Annotated in this window: 14 protein-coding genes and 1 pseudogene; 10 read left to right on the top strand and 5 right to left on the bottom strand. The window is 72.7% G+C overall.

The features are described from left to right. The first annotated feature begins 22 nt into the window (after positions 1 to 22). The 6 genes from mmuM to WQO_RS27480 all read left to right on the top strand — a co-directional run bounded on the left by mmuM (position 23) and on the right by WQO_RS27480 (position 9,272). Entirely contained in the window at positions 23 to 982 is a 960-nt protein-coding gene (gene mmuM, locus WQO_RS27455; protein ID WP_010059529.1) for a homocysteine S-methyltransferase, read from the top strand. A 73-nt stretch (positions 983 to 1,055) separates the two neighbouring features. Beyond that, complete coding sequence (locus tag WQO_RS27460; RefSeq protein WP_010059528.1) at positions 1,056 to 2,540, top strand: 3' terminal RNA ribose 2'-O-methyltransferase Hen1; 1,485 nt, start codon at positions 1,056 to 1,058, stop codon at positions 2,538 to 2,540. Continuing rightward, the gene (locus WQO_RS27465) at positions 2,537 to 5,122 is read left to right on the top strand and encodes a polynucleotide kinase-phosphatase (protein ID WP_010059527.1); all 2,586 of its coding nucleotides are present in this window, start codon (positions 2,537 to 2,539) and stop codon (positions 5,120 to 5,122) included. The genes WQO_RS27460 and WQO_RS27465 overlap by 4 nt, the downstream gene beginning before the upstream one ends. Positions 5,123 to 5,220: 98 nt before the next feature. Further along, positions 5,221 to 6,456 carry an arginine deiminase gene (locus WQO_RS27470; protein ID WP_010059524.1) on the top strand — a complete coding sequence of 412 codons (1,236 nt, stop codon included), beginning with the start codon at positions 5,221 to 5,223 and terminating at the stop codon, positions 6,454 to 6,456. 114 nt (positions 6,457 to 6,570) lie between these two features. Beyond that, positions 6,571 to 7,575, top strand: coding sequence for an ornithine carbamoyltransferase (gene argF / locus WQO_RS27475; RefSeq protein WP_010059522.1), 1,005 nt, complete (start codon positions 6,571 to 6,573; stop codon positions 7,573 to 7,575). Positions 7,576 to 7,784: 209 nt separating this feature from the next. Beyond that, entirely contained in the window at positions 7,785 to 9,272 is a 1,488-nt protein-coding gene (locus WQO_RS27480) for an amino acid permease (RefSeq protein WP_058954123.1), read from the top strand. Here WQO_RS27480 and WQO_RS27485 read toward each other — a convergent pair. Beyond that, positions 9,223 to 9,672 (bottom strand): ATP-binding protein, encoded by a 450-nt coding sequence (locus WQO_RS27485; RefSeq protein WP_010059518.1) that lies wholly within the window; start codon positions 9,670 to 9,672, stop codon positions 9,223 to 9,225. The two genes, WQO_RS27480 and WQO_RS27485, sit on opposite strands and share 50 nt — an antisense overlap. A 297-nt stretch (positions 9,673 to 9,969) precedes the next feature. Between WQO_RS27485 and WQO_RS27490 the strand changes: the two genes are divergently transcribed. After that, positions 9,970 to 10,797, top strand: coding sequence for an enoyl-CoA hydratase family protein (locus WQO_RS27490; RefSeq protein ID WP_010059517.1), 828 nt, complete (start codon positions 9,970 to 9,972; stop codon positions 10,795 to 10,797). Beyond that, positions 10,782 to 13,091, top strand: a complete 2,310-nt coding sequence (locus tag WQO_RS27495) for a bifunctional salicylyl-CoA 5-hydroxylase/oxidoreductase (RefSeq protein ID WP_010059516.1) — start codon at positions 10,782 to 10,784, stop codon at positions 13,089 to 13,091. Before WQO_RS27490 ends, WQO_RS27495 begins: the two co-directional genes overlap by 16 nt. Here WQO_RS27495 and WQO_RS27500 read toward each other — a convergent pair. From WQO_RS27500 to WQO_RS27515, 4 genes and pseudogenes are all read right to left on the bottom strand, one after another. Further along, positions 13,078 to 13,539 carry a hypothetical protein gene (locus WQO_RS27500; protein ID WP_010059515.1) on the bottom strand — a complete coding sequence of 154 codons (462 nt, stop codon included), beginning with the start codon at positions 13,537 to 13,539 and terminating at the stop codon, positions 13,078 to 13,080. The genes WQO_RS27495 and WQO_RS27500 overlap by 14 nt on opposite strands. Continuing rightward, positions 13,536 to 14,365, bottom strand: a pseudogene (locus WQO_RS27505) (GNAT family N-acetyltransferase). Before WQO_RS27505 ends, WQO_RS27500 begins: the two are co-directional and overlap by 4 nt. Positions 14,366 to 14,424: 59 nt before the next feature. Then, entirely contained in the window at positions 14,425 to 15,243 is an 819-nt protein-coding gene (locus WQO_RS27510; RefSeq protein WP_010059514.1) for a PaaX family transcriptional regulator, read from the bottom strand. 9 nt (positions 15,244 to 15,252) lie between these two features. Then, positions 15,253 to 16,965, bottom strand: a complete 1,713-nt coding sequence (locus WQO_RS27515) for an AMP-binding protein (RefSeq protein WP_010059513.1) — start codon at positions 16,963 to 16,965, stop codon at positions 15,253 to 15,255. Between the two features lie 150 nt (positions 16,966 to 17,115). On the opposite strand from WQO_RS27515, the gene WQO_RS27520 reads away from it, so the two are divergent. Further along, positions 17,116 to 18,261 carry an acyl-CoA dehydrogenase family protein gene (locus tag WQO_RS27520; protein ID WP_010059511.1) on the top strand — a complete coding sequence of 382 codons (1,146 nt, stop codon included), beginning with the start codon at positions 17,116 to 17,118 and terminating at the stop codon, positions 18,259 to 18,261. Positions 18,262 to 18,310: 49 nt separating this feature from the next. Next, positions 18,311 to 18,712 (top strand): RidA family protein, encoded by a 402-nt coding sequence (locus WQO_RS27525; protein ID WP_010059510.1) that lies wholly within the window; start codon positions 18,311 to 18,313, stop codon positions 18,710 to 18,712. Positions 18,713 to 18,927: the final 215 nt, after the last annotated feature.

Consider the following 18,927-nt stretch of genomic DNA (forward strand, 5'->3'; position numbering starts at 1 on the left):
TGACCTGACTGAGGAGGCTGAGGTGGCCGCGAGCACGGGCAGTACGCTCGCCGACGCGCTGGACGCCGGGCCCGTCCTGCTGGACGGCGGGCTCTCCAACCAACTGGAGTCGCAGGGCTGCGACCTGACCGACGCGCTGTGGTCGGCCCGGCTGCTGGCCGACGCGCCGGAACAGATCGAGGCCGCCCACCTCGCCTATCTCCGGGCCGGGGCGCGGGTGCTCATCACGGCCAGTTATCAGGCCACGTTCGAAGGGTTCGGGAGGTACGGGCTCGACCGGTCCCGGACCGAGGCCCTGCTCGCCCGCAGCGTGGAACTGGCCCGGGGCGCCGCCGACGCGGCGCGCCGGGCCGGCCCCGGGCGGGAGACCTGGGTCGCCGCGTCCGTCGGACCGTACGGGGCGATGCTCGCGGACGGCAGCGAGTACCGGGGGCGTTACGGACTGAGCGTCGGTGAGCTGGAGCGTTTCCACCGCCCCCGGGTGGCGGCACTCGCGGCAGCCAGGCCCGACGCCCTGGCGCTGGAGACGGTGCCGGACCTGGACGAGGCTGAGGCCCTGGTCCGGGTGGCCGAGGAGACCGGACTGCCGTACTGGCTCTCCTACAGCGTGGCCGGTGGCCGGACCCGGGCCGGCCAGCCGCTGGAGGAGGCGTTCGCGGTGGCGGCGGGGCGCGAGGCCGTCGTCGCGGTCGGGGTCAACTGCTGTGACCCGGACGAGACGCAAGAGGCGGTGGAGCTGGCGGTGGCGGTCACGGGCAGGCCCGCCGTGGTCTATCCGAACAGCGGCGAGGGCTGGGACGCCGGGGCGCGGGAGTGGACCGGGGTCGGCACCTTCGACCCGGGCAGGGTGCGGGCCTGGACGCGGGCAGGGGCCCGCCTCGTCGGCGGCTGCTGCCGGGTGGGTCCTGACCTCATAGCCGAGCTGGCCGGTCGACTGGAGGCGCCGGTGGAGCCGGCAGAGCCGGAGAAGCCGGAGGGGTAGACAAGCCGGAGAAGTAGGCAAGCGGGGCGAAAATGCCTGGTGGGGGCAGGGGGTGAGGATCATACTCGGACAGGTGTTCCTGACAATCGGTACGACCGGCACCCAAGAGCGTCCCGCCACTGATCTGGGCTTCCTGCTGCACAAGCATCCCGACAAGGCGCAGACGTTCTCCACCTCGCACGGCTCCGCGCACGTCTTCTACCCCGAGGCGTCCGCCGAGCGCTGCACGGCCGCACTCCTGCTGGAGGTGGATCCGGTGGCGCTCGTGCGGCGCGGCAAGGGAAAGGGCCGGGGAGGCGCGCCCGACGCGGCGCTCGCGCAGTACGTCAACGACCGCCCCTACGCGGCGTCCTCGCTGCTGTCGGTGGCCCTCGCCGCCGTGTTCAAGTCCGCGCTCGGCGGGGTCTGCCGGGCCATGCCCGAGCGGGCCGAGACCCCGCTGCCGCTGCGGATCGAGGTGCCCGCCCTGCCCGCCCGGGGCGGCGTCGAGCTGGTGCACAAGCTGTTCGCGCCGCTCGGCTGGGAGCGGGTCGAGGTCACGGCCGTACCGCTGGACGAGCAGTTCCCCGCGTGGGGCGACTCGCGCTACGTACGGCTGGTGCTGGAAGGCGAGTTGCGGCTCGCCGACGCGCTGCGGCAGCTCTATGTCCTGCTGCCGGTCCTCGACGACGCCAAGCACTACTGGGTCGCGCCCGACGAGGTGGACAAGCTGCTGCGGGCCGGGGAGGGCTGGCTGGCCGACCACCCCGAGCGGCCGCTGATCACCCGGCGCTATCTGTCCCACCGCTGGGGGCTCACCCGCCAGGCCGACCAGGCCCTGGAGCTGGTCCGGCTCGCCGAGTCGGACGACCTCGACGTGGACAGCGTCGACAACGCGGTGGACGAGAGCACCGACACCGAGGAGAAGCCGGTCCCGCTCGCCGAGCACCGGCGGACCGCGATCCTCGACGCGCTGGGCGCCGCCGGGGCGAGCCGGGTGCTCGACCTCGGCTGCGGCCAGGGCCAGTTGGTGCAGGCACTCCTCAAGGACGTGCGCTTCACCGAGATCGTGGGCGTCGACGTCTCGATGCGCGCCCTCACCATCGCCTCGCGACGGCTCAAGCTGGACCGGATGGGGGAGCGCCAGGCCGACCGGGTCACTCTGCGTCAGGGCTCGCTGACCTACACCGACAAGCGGCTGACCGGATACGACGCCGCCGTCCTCAGTGAGGTCATCGAGCACCTGGACCTGCCCCGGCTGCCCGCCCTGGAGTACGCGGTGTTCGGCGCCGCGCGCCCGGGGACGGTGCTCGTGACCACACCGAACGTCGAGTACAACGTCCGCTGGGAGACCCTCCCGGCCGGCCACGTCCGGCACGGGGACCACCGCTTCGAGTGGACCCGGGCCGAATTCCGGGACTGGGCCGGGCAGGTCGCCGAACGGCACGGCTACACCGTCCGGTATGTGCCGGTCGGGCCGGACGACCCCGAGGTGGGGCCGCCGACCCAGATGGCCGTGTTCACCCGGGCCGAAACCACCACGACCACCGAGAAGAAGAAGGAGGCGGAAGCCGCATGAACGGAGACCACAGCACGACCGGCGCGGAGACCGCCGCTGCCCCGGCCCCCGTACGCGCCCTGCCGGTGACCGACCTCTCCCTCGTCGTCCTCATCGGCGCCAGCGGATCGGGCAAGTCCACCTTCGCCCGCAAGCACTTCAAGCCGACAGAGATCGTCTCCTCGGACGTCTGCCGGGGCCTGGTCGCCGACGACGAGAACGACCAGAGCGCCAGCCGCGACGCCTTCGACGTGCTGCACTACATCGCGGGCAAGCGCCTGGAGGCCGGGCGGCTCACCGTCATCGACGCCACCAGCGTCCAGTCCGAGAGTCGTAAGCAGCTCGTCCAGCTGGCCAGGAAGTACGACGTCCTGCCCATCGCCATCGTCCTCGACCTCCCCGAGGAGGTCTGCGCCGCCCGCAACGCGGCCCGCCCGGACCGCGCCTCCATGCCCCGCCACGTCATCCAGCGGCACCGCCGCGAGCTGCGGCGCTCGCTGCGCGGCCTGGAGCGCGAGGGATTCCGCAAGGTGCACATCCTGCGCACCGAGGAGGAGGCCGAGAGCGCCGAGGTGGTCCTGGAGCGCCGCTACAACGACCTGCGCCACCTCACCGGACCGTTCGACGTCATCGGCGACATCCACGGCTGCAGCTCCGAGCTGGAGACCCTGCTCGGCAAGCTCGGTTACGTGGACGGCGCCCACCCCGACGGGCGCACCGCCGTGTTCGTCGGCGACCTCGTCGACCGGGGCCCCGACAGCCCCGGTGTGCTGCGCCGCGTGATGTCCATGGTGGCGTCTGGCCACGCCCTGTGCGTCCCCGGCAACCACGAGAACAAGCTCGGCCGCTATCTCGCGGGCCGCAAGGTCCAGCTCACCCACGGGCTCGCCGAGACCGTCGAGCAGTTGGAGCGCGAGGACGCCGAGCGCCCCGAGTTCCGGGGCCAGGTGCGGGAGTTCATCGACTCCCTCGTCAGCCACTACGTCCTGGACGAGGGCAAGTTGGTGGTCTGTCACGCCGGGCTGCCCGAGAAGTACCACGGCCGCACCTCCGGCCGGGTCCGCTCGCACGCGCTGTACGGGGACACCACCGGCGAGACCGACGAGTTCGGCCTGCCCGTGCGCTACCCGTGGGCCGAGGAGTACCGGGGCCGCGCCACCGTGGTCTACGGCCACACCCCCGTCCCCACCAGCTCCTGGATCAACAACACCATCTGCCTGGACACCGGTGCCGTCTTCGGCGGGAAGATGACCGCGCTGCGCTGGCCGGAGCGCGAACTCGTCGACGTGCCCGCCGAGAAGGTCTGGTACGAGCCCGTCAAGCCGCTGGTGACCGAGGCGCCCGGAGGCCGGGAGGGCCGGCCGCTGGACATCGCCGACGTCCAGGGCCGCCGCGTCGTGGAGACCCGGCACATGGGGCGCGTCGCCGTGCGTGAGGAGAACGCCGCCGCCGCGCTCGAAGTCATGAGCCGGTTCGCCGTCGACCCGCAGCTCCTCGCCTACCTGCCGCCCACCATGGCCCCCACCGCCACCTCCCGCGAGGACGGCTTCCTGGAGCACCCGGCCGAGGCCTTCGCGCAGTACGCGGCGGACGGCGTCGGGCGCGTCGTGTGCGAGGAGAAGCACATGGGCTCCCGGGCCGTCGCCCTGGTCTGCAAGGACGAGGAGGCGGCGACCGCGCGGTTCGGCACGGCGGGCCCCACCGGCGCGCTGTACACCCGCACCGGCCGCCCCTTCCTGGACGACCCGGCCATGACCGAAGGGATCCTGGACCGGCTCCGCAGCGCCGTCACCGCCGCCGGGCTCTGGGCGGAGTGGGACACCGACTGGGTCCTCCTGGACGCCGAGCTGATGCCGTGGTCGCTGAAGGCGGGCGGGCTGCTGCGCTCGCAGTACGCCGCCGTCGGCGCCGCGGCCGGCGCGGTCTTCCCGTCGGCCGTCGCCGCCCTGGAGCAGGCGGCCGCCCGCGGTGTCGAGGTGGCGGGCCTCGCCGGACAGCAGCGGGCCCGCGCGCAGGACGCCGCCGCGTTCACCGAGGCGTACCGGCGCTACTGCTGGCCCACCGAGGGACTGGAGGGGGTGCGCCTGGCCCCGTTCCAGATCCTCGCCGTCCAGGGCCGCTCACTGGCCGCCGTCCCGCACGACGAGCAGCTCGCCTGGCTCGACCGGCTGGTGGAGCACGACCCGACCGGGCTGCTCCAGGTCACCCGGCGCCTCGTCGTCGACACCGGCGACGAGGCCTCGGTCCGGGCGGGTGTGGACTGGTGGCTGGAGATGACCGGGCGCGGCGGCGAGGGCATGGTCGTCAAGCCGCTCGGCGCCCTCGTCCGGGACGCCAAGGGCCGCCTCGTCCAGCCCGGCATCAAGGTGCGGGGCCGGGAGTATCTCCGCATCATCTACGGCCCCGAGTACACCCGCCCGGAGAATCTGGAGCGCCTGCGCTCCCGGTTCCTCGGCCACAAGCGCTCGCTCGCCCTGCGGGAGTACGCACTCGGTCTGGAGGCGCTGGACCGGCTGGCGGAGGGCGAACCGCTGTGGCGGATCCACGAGGCGGTGTTCGCCGTCCTGGCCCTGGAGTCGGAGCCGGTGGACCCCCGGCTCTGAGTCAGGGGGTGTCCGGCGGATCAGGGCCGGACACCCCCTGATCCAACCGGTAGGCGATTCGCCGGGTGAACGGTGCTCCGCGCGGTGAGGATGAAGGCATGGGATTCCATGTCGACTCCGAAGCCGGGCGGCTGCGCCGCGTCATACTCCACCGCCCCGATCTGGAGCTGAAGCGGCTCACCCCCAGGAACAAGGACGCGCTCCTGTTCGACGACGTCCTGTGGGTGCGCCGCGCCCGGGAGGAGCACGACGGGTTCGCCGACGTCCTGCGCGACCGGGGGGTCGCCGTGCACCTCTTCGGCGATCTGCTGCGCGAGTCGCTCGACATCCCGGTCGCGCGGCGGCTCGTGCTCGACCGGGTCTTCGACGAGAAGGAGTACGGCCCGCTCGCCACCGAGCATCTGCGGGCCGCTTTCGAGGAGCTGCCGGCGGCGGAGCTGGCGGAGGCGCTGGTCGGCGGTATGACGAAAAGGGAGTTCCTGGAGCGGTACAGCGAGCCGACCTCCGTCCGCTTCCACGTCATGGACCTGGACGACTTCCTCCTCGGTCCGCTGCCCAACCACCTCTTCACCCGGGACACCTCGGCGTGGATCTACGACGGGGTCTCCATCAACGCCATGCGCTGGCCCGCCCGGCAGCGCGAGACCGTCCACTTCGAGGCGATCTACCGCCACCACCCGCTCTTCACCGGCCCGGAGGCGGGCGCCTTCCACCACTGGTCGGAGGGGCAGGACGACTACCCCTCCACCATCGAGGGCGGCGACGTCCTGGTCATCGGGCAGGGCGCGGTCCTGATCGGGATGAGCGAGCGCACCACCCCGCAGGCGGTGGAGATGCTGGCCCGCGGGCTCTTCGACGCCGGTTCGGCGCGCACGATCGTGGCCCTCGACATGCCCAAGGCCCGTGCGTTCATGCACCTGGACACGGTGATGACGATGGTCGACGGCGACACGTTCACCCAGTACGCCGGTCTCGGCATGCTCCGCTCGTACACCATCGAGCCCGGCAGCGGCCCCCGCGAACTGAAGGTGACCGACCATCCGCCCGAGCACATGCACCGCGCCATCGCCGCCGCCCTCGGCCTCGACGCGATCCGGGTGCTCACCGCCACCCAGGACGTGCACGCCGCCGAGCGGGAGCAGTGGGACGACGGCTGCAACGTGCTCGCGGTCGAGCCCGGTGTCGTCGTCGCGTACGAGCGGAACGCGACCACCAACACCTATCTGCGCAAGCAGGGCATCGAGGTGATCGAGATCCGGGGCAGCGAGCTGGGCCGGGGGCGGGGAGGGCCGCGCTGTATGAGCTGCCCGGTGGAGCGGGACCCCGTGGCATGAGCGGCCGGCGGAAGGCGAACCCATGGCCCTGTATAGGGATGCGAGGCATCGTATATACTTCCACCCCTGCCGCGCGCAGTGCGCCGATCCCCGCCCGACCCAGGAGCAGTCATCATGGCCATAGACCTCACCGGCCGCCACTTCCTCAAGGAGCTGGACTTCACCTCCGAGGAGTTTCTCGGCCTGGTCGCGCTGGCCGCCGAGCTCAAGGCGGCCAAGAAGGCCGGGGTCGAGGTCCAGCGGCTGCGCGGCAGGAACATCGCGCTGATCTTCGAGAAGACCTCGACCCGTACGCGCTGTGCGTTCGAGGTCGCCGCCGCCGACCAGGGCGCCTTCACCACCTACCTCGACTCCGCAGGCTCCCAGATGGGCCACAAGGAGTCGGTGAAGGACACCGCCCGGGTGCTGGGCCGGATGTTCGACGGGATCGAGTACCGGGGCGACAGCCAGCAGGCCGTCGAGGAGCTGGCCGCGCACGGCGGCGTGCCGGTCTTCAACGGGCTCACCGACGACTGGCACCCCACGCAGATGCTCGCCGACGTCCTCACCATGACCGAGTGCCGCGAGGGCCCGCTCGCGGGGACGGCCTTCGCCTACCTCGGCGACGCCCGCTTCAACATGGGCAACTCCTACCTGATCACCGGTGCCCTGCTGGGCCTGGACGTCCGGATCGTCGCCCCCGAGGCGTACTGGCCGGACGAGGCGGTCGTGGCGCGTGCCCGGAAGCTCGCCGAGGTCAGCGGCGCGACGATCACCCTCACCGGCGATGTGGCCCAGGGTGTCGCGGGCGCCGACTTCGTCGCCACCGACGTCTGGGTCTCCATGGGGGAGCCCAAGGAGGTCTGGGCCGAGCGCATCGCCGCCCTCGGGCCCTACGCCGTGACGATGGACGTCCTGCGGGCCACCGGCAACCCGGACGTGAAGTTCCTGCACTGCCTGCCGGCCTTCCACGACCTCGGCACCCAGGTCGGCCGGGACATCCACGCCCGGTACGGGCTGACCGAGCTGGAGGTCAGCGACGAGGTCTTCGAGTCGCCGCACTCCGTCGTCTTCGACCAGGCGGAGAACCGGATGCACACGATCAAGGCCGTACTGGTGGCGACGCTCGCCGGGAAGTAGCCCCGCGCGATACGTACGGGTACCCGGCAGGGGTTCGCATGCTCATACACCCGATTGGGTGAACATGCGTGCTGGTGGCTACGATGTCGGCTCTTGGTGGGGTTCGGACCCGGGGAGACCCCCGCAGGGTCGAACCCCATACCTGTGCCGCCGCCCGCCGGTGCACGGGCCGTCCCCCCACTGCACCACCAGAGATGAGAACGTCCCGCATGAGCACCGGTCTGCCGCGATCCGGCACCCCGAAGCCCGCCGGCCCCCACCCGTCGGGCCTGCGCCGCAAGAGCCCCGAGCAGCTCATCGCCGAATCCGGCGGCGACCTGGAGGGCCACGGCCTCCAGCGCACGATGGGCCTCTTCCAGCTCGTCTGCTTCGGGGTCGGCGCGATCGTCGGCACCGGCATCTTCGTCGGGCTCTCCGACAGCGTCGCCGAGGCCGGCCCCGCTGTCGTGATCTCGTTCGTCCTCGCGGCGATCACCTGCATCTTCACCGCCCTGTCCTTCGCGGAGCTGGGCAGCGCCATCCCGGTCTCCGGAAGCTCGTACTCCTTCGCCTACGCGGCGCTCGGCGAGCGCACCGCCTTCCTCGTCGGCTGGTGCCTGCTGCTGGAGTACGGGGTCTCGGTCTCCGCCGTCGCGGTGGGCTGGAGCCAGTACGTCAACGAGCTGCTGAACAGCCTGTTCGGCTGGGAGCTGCCCGCGGCCCTGTCCTCCGGGCCCGGTGACGGCGGTGTGGTCAACCTGCCCGCCGTCGTCGTGATCGCCATGGCCGCCACCCTGCTGGTGCGCGGCGTCCGTGAGAGCGCCACGGCCACCGCAGCCATGGCGGTCCTCAAGATCGGCATCCTGGTCGCGTTCTGCGCAGTGGCGTTCAGCGCTTTCCAGGACGACAACCTCATGCCGTTCGCCACGCACGGGCTCGGCGGGATCACCGCGGGCGCGTCGCTCGCCTTCTTCTCCTACATCGGCTTCGACGCCATCACCACCGCCGGCGAAGAGGTCAGGAACCCCCGGCGGAACATCCCCCTCGCCATCCTGATCTGCATCGGCGTCGTCACCCTGCTCTACTGCGCCGTGGCGCTCTCCGCCATCGGCGCGATCGGCTCGGACGCCGTCGCGAACAAGAGCGCCGCTCTTTCGATCGCCGTCAACGAGGTCACCGATTCCTCGGTGGGCGGCGGCATCGTCGCCTTCGGCGCGGTCGTCGCCATCGCCTCGGTGGTGCTCGCCGTGATGTACGGGCAGACCCGCATCCTGATGTCGATGTCCCGCGACGGACTGATTCCGCGCGTCTTCGAGCGGGTCTCTCCCAAGACCCACACCCCGGTCGCCAACACCTGGATCGTCGCCTGTGTCTTCGCGGTCCCGGCCGCGTTCGTCTCGCTCGACGTCGTCGTGAACCTGACGACGATCGGCACGCTCGCCACGATGGTCGCCGTCAATGTGGCGGTGGTGGTGCTCCGGCGCCGCAACCCCGAGCTGAAGCGGACCTTCCGGGTCCCGCTCTACCCGGTCAGCCCGCTGCTGGGCGTCGCCTTCTGCCTGTATCTGATGTACGGGACCGGCTGGACGACCTGGGTCCAGTTCGCGGTCTTCCTGGCCGTCGGCTCGCTCCTCTACGCCGGCTACGGCCGCAAGCGCTCCCGGCTGGTCAGCTCCCCGGCGACGGACCCGGCTGCGCCGGTATCGCCGGAAGCGTGAACCAGACGGCCTTGCCGTGCTCCGTGGTGCGGTGACCGCACGCGGAGCTGAGGGTCCGGATCAGCAGCAGGCCGCGGCCGTGCTCCTGCCAGGGATCGACCTCGAAGCCCGGCTGCGGCCGGGACAGGTCGCCCGGCGGGGCGGGGTCGCGGTCGTGCACCTCGACCTGGCAGCCGGTGGGCAGCAGTTCCACGACCAGCTCGATGGGCTCGCCGCCCAGGGTGTGCTCGACCGCGTTGGCCACCAGCTCGGCGGTCAGCAGTTCGGCGGTGTCGCTGTCGGCCGGGGCGTCGATGTCCGACAGGGCCGTACGGATGAGAGCCCGGGCGATCGGCACGGCCGCGGTGGAGTGCGGCAGGGCGATGCGCCAGGAAGCGGGGACGGGGGCATCGGGCGGCACGGCAGGGTTTCCGTTCGGGAGCGGGTCTACCTGAAGCGGGAGGTCTCGGCTCTCGGGCAGTCGTCTTCTCGGGTTCACGTCGTACTCGTGCCGAGACTTCCTGGTTTCAACCTTACGAACCGCTCCGGCCCAGCCATAGAGGCGGTCGGCCGGAGCAAAGGGGACTTTCGCCACAACAGTCTCATGGATGCCGTATTGCGACCTCGTGACGGCAGTCACGGTTGAGTGATAACTTCGGAGGCGGAACGCGACCCGCGCACGGCCGGCACCCGCCCGATCGCTGAAGGGGACCCCTCCATGAGCCCGTTTCCCAGCTCGGCCCCGAGCACCGAGGAATGGCGTCATCTCCGGCTGACCCGGGACGACGGTGTGGCAACCGTCACATTCTCCCGCCCCGAAAAACTCAACGCGCTCACCTTCGGCGCCTACGCCGATCTGCGCGACCTCCTCGCCGAGCTCTCCCGGGAACGCTCCGTCCGCGCCCTCGTCCTCGCCGGGGAGGGGCGCGGCTTCTGCTCCGGCGGTGACGTCGACGAGATCATCGGCGCCACCCTGGCCATGGACACCGCGCAGCTCCTCGACTTCAACCGGATGACCGGCCAGGTCGTCCGGGCCCTGCGGGAGTGCCCTTTCCCCGTCGTCGCCGCCATCCACGGGGTCGCCGCCGGAGCCGGGGCCGTCCTGGCCCTCGCCGCCGACTTCCGGGTCGCCGACCCCTCGGCCCGCTTCGCCTTCCTCTTCACCCGGGTCGGCCTCTCCGGCGGCGACATGGGCGCGGCCTACCTGCTGCCCCGGGTCGTCGGTCTCGGCCACGCCACCCGGCTCCTGATGCTCGGCGAAGCCGTCCGCGCCCCCGAGGCGGAGCGGATCGGCCTGATCAGCGAGCTGGCCGAGGAGGGGAGGGCCGACGGACGCGCCGCCGAGCTGGCCCGCCGCCTCGCCGACGGACCCGCCCTGGCGCTCGCCCAGACCAAGGCCCTGCTCACCGCCGAGCTGGACATGCCGCTCGCCGCATCCGTCGAGCTGGACGCCAACACCCAGGCCCTCCTGATGCACGGCGAGGACTACGCCGAGTTCCACGCCGCCTTCACCGAGAAGCGGCCCCCGAAGTGGCAGGGGCGATAGCCGTGGCGGGCAGCGGCACGTCCGTCCGGCGCATCGCGGTCATCGGCGGCGGCCCCGGCGGGCTCTACGCCGCGTCCCTGCTCAAACGGCTCGACCCGGACCGCGAGATCACCGTCTTCGAGCGCAACGCCCCCGACGACACCTTCGGCTTCGGCGTCGTCCTCTCCGACGAGACCCTCGGCGGCATCGAGCACGCCGACCCCGAGGTCTACCGCGCCCTCGGCCGCGAGTTCGTCCGCTGGGACACCATCGACATCGCCCACCGCGGCCGGACCCACACCTCCGGCGGACACGGCTTCGCCGCCCTCGGCCGCCGCCGGCTCCTGGAGATCCTGCACGAGCGCTGCGCCGGTCTCGGCGTCGACCTCCGCTTCCGCACCCCGGCCCCGCCCGCCGCCGAGCTCGCCGCCCACCACGACCTGGTCATCGCCGCCGACGGGGTGCACAGCGCCACCCGCGCGGCGCACGCCGACGCCTTCGGCCCGGGCATCACCGAACACCGCAACCGCTACATCTGGCTCGCCGCCGACTTCGCGTTCGATGCCTTCCGCTTCGAGATCGCCGAAACGCCCTACGGTGTCATGCAGTTGCACGGCTACCCGTACGCCGCCGACGCCTCCACCGTCATCGTCGAGATGCGCGAGGAGGTGTGGCGCGCCGCCGGACTCGACACCTGCGACCCGGCCGAATCCACCACCCGCTGCGCCAAGTTCTTCACCGAAGCCCTGGACGGCCGCCCCCTGCGCTCCAACCGGTCCTCCTGGCTCGCCTTCCGTACGGTCACCAACTCCCGCTGGTCCCACGGCAACACCGTGCTCATCGGCGACGCGGCCCACACCGCCCACTTCTCCATCGGCTCCGGCACCAAGCTCGCCGTCGAGGACGCCCTCGCGCTCGCCGCCTGTATCGAGGAACAGCCCGACCTGCCGTCCGCGTTGACGGCGTACGAGGCCGAGCGCCGCCCGGTCGTCGCCTCGACCCAGCGCGCGGCCGCCGCCAGTCTGCGCTGGTTCGAGGAGCTGGCCCACTACGTCGACCAGCCGCCCCGGCGCTTCGCGTTCAACCTGCTCACCCGCAGCCGCCGGGTCACCCACGACAACCTCCGGCTGCGCGAAGCCTCGTTCACCGCCGCCGTCGAGGAGGAGTTCGGCTGCCCGCCCGGCACCCCGCCGATGTTCACCCCGTTCCGGCTGCGCGGTCTGGAGCTGCGCAACCGGGTCGTCGTCTCACCCATGGACATGTACTCCGCCACCGACGGGCTCCCCGGCGACTTCCACCTCGTCCACCTCGGGGCCCGTGCGCTCGGCGGCGCCGGACTCACCATGACCGAGATGGTCTGCGTCAGCCCCGAGGGCCGCATCACCCCCGGCTGCACGGGTCTGTGGAACGACGAACAGGCCCTGGCCTGGCGGCGGATCACCGACTTCGTCCACACCTCCGCCCCCGGCGCGGCCATCGGCGTCCAGCTCGGCCACTCCGGCCGCAAGGGCTCCACCAAGCTGATGTGGGAGGGCATCGACCAGCCTTTGGACAGCGGCAACTGGCCCCTGGCGGCCGCCTCCCCGCTCCCGTACACCCCCGGCGTCAGCCAGGTCCCGGCCGAGCTGGACCGGGCCGGACTCGACGCCGTACGCGAGCAGTTCGTGGCGGCCGCCCGGCGCGCCGCGAGCAGTGGCTTCGACCTCCTCGAACTGCACTGCGCCCACGGCTATCTGCTCTCCGGCTTCCTCTCCCCGCTCACCAACCACCGCACCGACGCCTATGGCGGATCCCTGGCCGGCCGCCTCCGCTTCCCCCTCGAAGTCTTCGACGCCGTGCGCGAAGTCTGGCCGCAGGAGCGGCCGATGACCGTGCGGATCTCCGCCACCGACTGGGCCGAGGGCGGCACCGACGCCGAGGACGCGGTCACGATCGCCCGCGCCTTCGCCGAGCACGGGGCCGACGCCATCGACGTCTCCACCGGCCAGGTCGTGCCCGAGGAGCGCCCCGAGTTCGGCCGCTCCTACCAGACCCCGTACGCCGACCGGATCCGCAACACCGTGGACGTTCCCGTCATCGCGGTCGGCGCGATCTCGTCCTGGGACGACGTCAACTCCCTGCTCCTGGCGGGCCGCGCCGACCTCTGCGCTCTGGCCCGCCCCCACCTGTACGACCCGCACTGGACCCTCCACGCGGCCGCCGAACAGGCCTACACGGGACCGGGCGCGCCCTGGCCCCTCCCGTACGCCGCCGGCAGCCGCACCCCGCCCACCGGCCGCGCCGACGGACCGAAGCCCCGGCTCACCCTGGGCTGACGCCCTCGGACCCGGCGGCCGTCAGGCACGTGTGGCAGAGGCAGGGCGTGGGGTGGGGTGCGCCGTGGTGGGTCTCGCGGTACTCGGCGGCGAGCCGCTCCAGCTGGGCGGCCAGCTCCTCGGCCTCCTCCCGGGACCGCGGGCGCACCCCGACCGCGTCGGCCCGCCGCAGCACGGCCGGCGCGAACACCTGCTTGGCCCGGAAGGAGTGCAGATGGCGCGAGCCCGTGTCGACGGTGATCCAACGGCCGGAGCGGGCCCGCCCGATGGTGGTCACCTGCTCGTGTCCCATGCCCGGGTAGGTGTCGACGACGTACACCTTCGCCCCGCCCCGGTACGACGTCGTCCCCGGCCGCAACTCCTGCCCGCCGTCCCCGTACCGCCGCCACCGCACCACGTTCGCGGCGGCGAGCCACATCGGCTCCGGCTCCACGGACTCCACCGTCACGTGTTCCTCCTCAACTGCACCCGGTCCGCCACCGGCTCGTAACCGATGCGCAGGTACACGCCGTTGCTCGTCGGGTTGGCGAGGTCCGTGAAGAGCAGCACCTCCGCCGCGCCCTCCGCCAGGGCGGCCCGCGAGGCCTCGGCCGTCACGGCGGCCCCGTACCCCCGGCCGCGGAACTCCGCGGGGTGTACACCGACGTCACCCGCACCATGCCCGCCAGCATCAGCGAGCGCCCCGCCAGGGCCAGCGGCGTACCGCCGCTCTCCCAGAGGGCGAGCGACCCGCGTTCCGTGCCCTCGTCCACCAGCCACTCCGCCGAGGACTTGGGCTGCCCGGTCGCCTCCGCGAACCCCTCCACCCATGCCACCAGCAGCGCCCGGTCCGCCCGCGTCGCCGCCCTGGCCCGGCCCTCCGGCGCGGGGGAGGGCGGTCGCAGCGCGCCCAGCCGGTACAGCCGCTGCTCCTGCACGGTCCGGTAGCCCGGCAGCCGGGCGGCCAGTAGCGCCGCGATGTCCCGGTCCGCGTTGACACCGTCGAGGTCGGGGCCCGCCCCCAGGGCCTCCACCAGCGGCTCGACCGCCTCCGGGGGCAGCGCGGTGAGCATCGCCACGTGCGGCGGCGTGCGCACGAGCGTTCCCGCCACCGCCCCGTCCGCCCCGCGCCACCAGCCGAGGACCGGATCGTCGTCGCCGTAGTGATGCGCGCCCGAGCGCCTCAGCCGCTCGGTGACGCTCAGCACCACGGTGTGCTCCACGGGCCCCGCGGCGAGCGACGGGCCCGCCGAGGCGAGGAACACGTCGACGTCAGGGGTGAAGGTCCAGGTCATGCCTCATCCTGCCCGGGGGCGGGCGGCCGGGGCACCCGGATTTCCCGTCCGCCGAGAGGTCACTCCCGGACGAACCGCTCCCCGGCGTCCCGCAGCCGCTCGTGCAGCCGGCCGAACACCTCCGCCGAGCGGCCGCCCGGCCAGTCCGCGGGCAGCAGCTCCGTGGGAAGTCCCGGGTCCGCGTAAGGGAGTTGGCGCCAGGAGTCCAGCGCCAGCAGATAGTCCCGGTAGGCGGTCTGCGGGCGGGGCGGGCCGTCGGCCCCGGACGCCTCCCAGTCCCGCAGCACCGGCTCGTGCAGTTCCAGGAAGTCGTGGTGCAGCCGCGCCACCGTGTCCAGGTCCCACCAGCGGGCGACCGCCTCGCGGGTGGCGGCGAAGCCGAGGTGCTCGCCCCGGAACAGGTCGACGTACGGGTCGAGTTCGAGCCGCTCCAGGGTGTGCCGGGTCTCCTCGTACAGCCCGCCCGGCGCGATCCACACCCCGGGCGCCGCCGTGCCGAAGCCCAGCCGGGCCAGCCGCGAGCGCAGCACATGGCGCTTGCTGCGCTCCGCCTCGGGCACGGAGAACACCGCGAGCACCCAGCCGTCGGCCAGGCTCGGCGCGGGGTGCCGGTAGATCCGCCGGTCCCCGTCGTCCAGCAGCTGCCGGGCGTCGGGCGACAGCGCGTACCCCGCCGAGCCGTCCGAGGCCCGGGCGGCCACCAGCAGCCCGCGTCGTTTCAGCCGCGAGACGCACGAGCGTACGGACGGGGCGTCGACGCCCACCGCGTGCAGCAGGCGGATCAGCTCCGACACCGCGAACGGGGCACCGTCCGCCGGACGGCCGTAGGCGCCGTAGAGCGTGATGATCAGGGAGCGGGGGGTGCGCAACTCGGCCACGTGATCACTCTAGGCTCTGTCTCTCCGGAGGTCTTGCCGAAGGTCTTCCCGGAGCAGGAACCGCTGGAGCTTGCCGGTCGCGGTGCGCGGCAGGGACTCCTCGAACACGAAGACGCGCGGGCACTTGTGCGGGGCCAGGTTGGCCTTCATGTGGGTGCGCAGCGAGTCCGCCGTCTGCTCCGCGCCCTCGCTCAGCACCACGTGCGCCACCACGATCTCGCCGCGCAGCTCGTCCGGCCGGCCCACCACGGCCGCCTCCGCGACCTCCGGATGGCGCAGCAGGGCGTCCTCCACCTCGGGGCCCGCGATGTTGTACCCGGAGGAGATGATCATGTCGTCGGCGCGGGCCACGTAACGGAAGTAGCCGTCGGGTTCGCGGACGAAGGTGTCGCCGGTGAGGTTCCAGCCACGCCGGACGTACTCGGTCTGGCGGGGGTCGGCGAGATAGCGGCAGCCGACCGGGCCGCGTACGGCGAGCAGCCCCGGCTCGCCGTCCGGCAGCTCATCTCCGTGCTCGTCCACCACCCGGGCCTGCCAGCCCGGCACGGGCACCCCGGTCATGCCCGGCCGGATCGCGTCGTCGGCCGCCGAGATGAAGATGTGCAGGAGTTCCGTGGCCCCGATGCCGTTGATGATGCGCAGCCCCGTGGCGTCGTACCAGGCCCGCCAGGTCGCCTCCGGCAGGTTCTCCCCGGCCGACACGCAGCGCCGCAGCGCCGACAGGTCGCGGCCGTTCAGCTGGCCGAGCATCGTGCGGTAGGCCGTCGGCGCGGTGAACAGCACCGACACCCGGTGGTGGACCAGCGCGGGCAGCAGATGCTGCGGACCCGCCTGTTCCAGCAGCAGCGTCGAGGCCCCGGCCCGCAGCGGGAAGACCAGCAGCCCGCCCAGGCCGAACGTGAAGCCCAGCGGCGGGCTGCCCGCGAACACGTCGTCGGCCGAGGGGCGCAGGACATGGCGGGAGAAGGTGTCGGCGATGGCCAGGAGGTCCCGGTGCAGATGCATACAGCCCTTGGGGCGCCCGGTGGTCCCCGAGGTGAACGCGATGAGCGCGACCTCGTCGGCGGCCGTGTCCACCGCCCGGTACGGACCGGTCCTGCCCTCCACCAGCCGGGTGAGGTCGTCGGGCCCGTCCCCGCCGAACAGGGTGATCCGCAGCCCGTCCACATCCGCCTTCGCCAGGTCCTCCGCGGACCGGGCGTCGCACAGCGCGTGGCCGATGCGCGCCAGCGAGCAGATGGTGGCCAGCTCCGTGGCGCGCGCCTGCGCCAGTACGGTGACGGCGACCGCGCCCGCCTTCATGACGGCGAGCCAGCAGGCGGCCAGCCAGGGCGCGGTCGGCCCGCGCAGCAGCACCCGGTTGCCCGGCACCACGCCCAGATCGTCCGTCAGGACACGGGCGATGCGGTCCACGGTCTCCCGCAGCTCGCCGTAGCTCCAGACGACGCCGTCGCCGGAGCGCAGCGCGGGACGGCCGGCGCCGTACTCCTCGACCGTGCGGTCCAGCAGCTCGTGTCCGCAGTTCAGCCGGTCGGGGTAACGCGGCGCCGGATCGTCCAGGAGGAGTTCCGGCCACTGCTCCGGCGGCGGGAGATGGTCGCGAGCGAAGGTGTCGGTGTGGGCGCCGGTGGCGCGCCCGGTCGGCTCGTGAGGCGCGCCTGGGACGCGTACGGACGCGTCGGCGGCGGCTGCGGGCGTGCTCGGCGAGGAATTCGGCTCCATGAAGGATCGCCCCCTTGTCACCTCTGGAGCGTATCGTTTGGGTGACGGTAGTCAACGGTCCGCGATAAGCCATGGCGTGCGATGCGCTGCGACGAGATGCCACCCGACGCGACGGGGCACGCGACACGACGCGACAAGAGAGGCGCCGCCATGACGGCATTCTCCCTCGAACCGGAACAAACCGCCTGGTGCGAGGAGCTCCGTACGCTCGCCGTGCGGGAACTGCGCCCGCTGGCGGAGAAGGGGGAGCCCGGGCGGGTCAACCGTCCCCTGCTGGCCGCCCTCGGCGAGCTGGGCCTCCTCGGCCGGATGCTGGGCTCCGGCGCGCTGGACCTGTGCCTGCTGCGGGAGTCGCTGGCCCGGGGCTGCACTGAGGCCGAGACCGCGCTCGCCCTGCAGGGCCTCGGCGCCACCCCGATCGTCCAGGCGGGTACCCCCGCCCACCGCGAACGCTGGCTCCCCGAAGTCCGGGCCGGCCGGGCCGTCGCCGCGTTCGCGCTGAGCGAGCCGGGGGCGGGCTCCGACGCGGCAGCCCTGAGCCTGACCGCCGAGCCGACTCCGGCGGGCTGGGCGCTGAGCGGCGAGAAGTGCTGGATCTCCAACGCCCCCGAAGCCGACTTCGCCGTGGTCTTCGCCCGCACCACCCCCGGCGCCGGGTCCCGGGGCATCACCGCGTTCCTGGTCCCGTCCGACCGCCCCGGACTCACCGGCTCCGCACTCGACATGCTCTCCCCGCACCCCATCGGCACCCTGGAGTTCGACGGCGTACCGGTCACCGCCGACGACGTCCTCGGCGAACCGGACCGGGGCTTCCGGGTCGCCATGAACACCCTCAACCTCCTCCGCCCCAGCGTCGGGGCCTTCGCCGTCGGGATGGCCCGCGCCGCCCTCGACGCGACCCTGGACCACACCGCCCACCGCACCGCGTTCGGCGGACCGCTGAGCGACCTCCAGGCCGTCTCGCACCAGGTCGCCGAGATGGCCACCCGCACCGAGGCCGCCCGCCTGCTGGTGTACGCGGCGGCAGCGGCGTACGACGCGGGGGAGAGCGGGGTGGCGCGCCGCGCGGCGATGGCCAAGCTGTACGCCACCGAGACCGCGCAGTACGTCGTCGACGCCGCCGTCCAACTGCACGGCGCCCGCGCCCTGCGCCGGGGCCATCTGCTCGAACACCTCTACCGCGAGGTCCGCGCGCCGCGCATCTACGAGGGCGCGAGCGAAGTGCAGCGCACCATCATCGCCAAGGAGCTGTACGCGAACGCGGCCCAGCACCCCGACGCCTCCCCGGCCCCGTAACCTCCTGCCCAGCAGCCGTCCGGACCTCCCCGACCCAGGAGCCGCCCGCATGAGTCCGTCCCACCGGATCAACCCGGCCGAACTCTCCCCGCCCACCGGCTTCAGCCACGCCGTCGTCGCCACCGGCGGGCACCTGGTCTTCCTCGCCGGGCAGACCGCGCTCGACCCGGAGGGCAAGGTCGTCGGGGCCACCCTGCCCGAGCAGTTCGCGCTCGCGCTCGGCAATCTGCTCACCGCTCTCCACGCGGCCGGCGGCGCCCCCGCCGACCTCGCCCGGGTCACCGTCTACGCCACCGACGTGGACGACTACCGCTCCCACTCCGGCGAACTGGGCCGGATCTGGCGCAGGCTCGCGGGCCGCGACTACCCGGCGATGGCCGTCATCGGGGTCGCCCGGCTCTGGGACGCACAGGCGATGGTCGAGATCGACGGGGTCGCGGTTCTCCCGTGAACCGCGTTCAGGGCGGGGCGGGGAGACCCGCCGCACTCGTTCAAAGGACGGAAAGACCCCCGTAAAGAAGTCGTCAAAATGCTCGCGCTAGGCTCTTCCCGTGCGGTACGACGCGGAACGCCTCAAACTCCTGGCGCAGCCATCCACCCGTCCCCAGCTGACGCTTTCTCGGGACGGCGTCCGGTCTCAGCCTGCCGGTAGGCACGCGGCGTGCC

The sequence above is a fragment of the Streptomyces globisporus C-1027 genome (assembly GCF_000261345.2).
Lineage (GTDB): Bacteria > Actinomycetota > Actinomycetes > Streptomycetales > Streptomycetaceae > Streptomyces > Streptomyces pakalii.

Bases quoted from the DNA above. Each gene is read 5' to 3' on its own strand.
- argF (WP_010059522.1), top strand. From the start codon at position 6,571: ATGGCCATAGACCTCACCGGCCGCCACTTCCTCAAGGAGCTGGACTTC.
- WQO_RS27520 (WP_010059511.1), top strand. From the start codon at position 17,116: ATGACGGCATTCTCCCTCGAACCGGAACAAACCGCCTGGTGCGAGGAG.
- WQO_RS27525 (WP_010059510.1), top strand. From the start codon at position 18,311: ATGAGTCCGTCCCACCGGATCAACCCGGCCGAACTCTCCCCGCCCACC.
- WQO_RS27465 (WP_010059527.1), top strand. From the start codon at position 2,537: ATGAACGGAGACCACAGCACGACCGGCGCGGAGACCGCCGCTGCCCCG.
- WQO_RS27470 (WP_010059524.1), top strand. From the start codon at position 5,221: ATGGGATTCCATGTCGACTCCGAAGCCGGGCGGCTGCGCCGCGTCATA.
- WQO_RS27490 (WP_010059517.1), top strand. From the start codon at position 9,970: ATGAGCCCGTTTCCCAGCTCGGCCCCGAGCACCGAGGAATGGCGTCAT.
- WQO_RS27515 (WP_010059513.1), bottom strand. From the start codon at position 16,965: ATGGAGCCGAATTCCTCGCCGAGCACGCCCGCAGCCGCCGCCGACGCG.
- WQO_RS27480 (WP_058954123.1), top strand. From the start codon at position 7,785: ATGAGCACCGGTCTGCCGCGATCCGGCACCCCGAAGCCCGCCGGCCCC.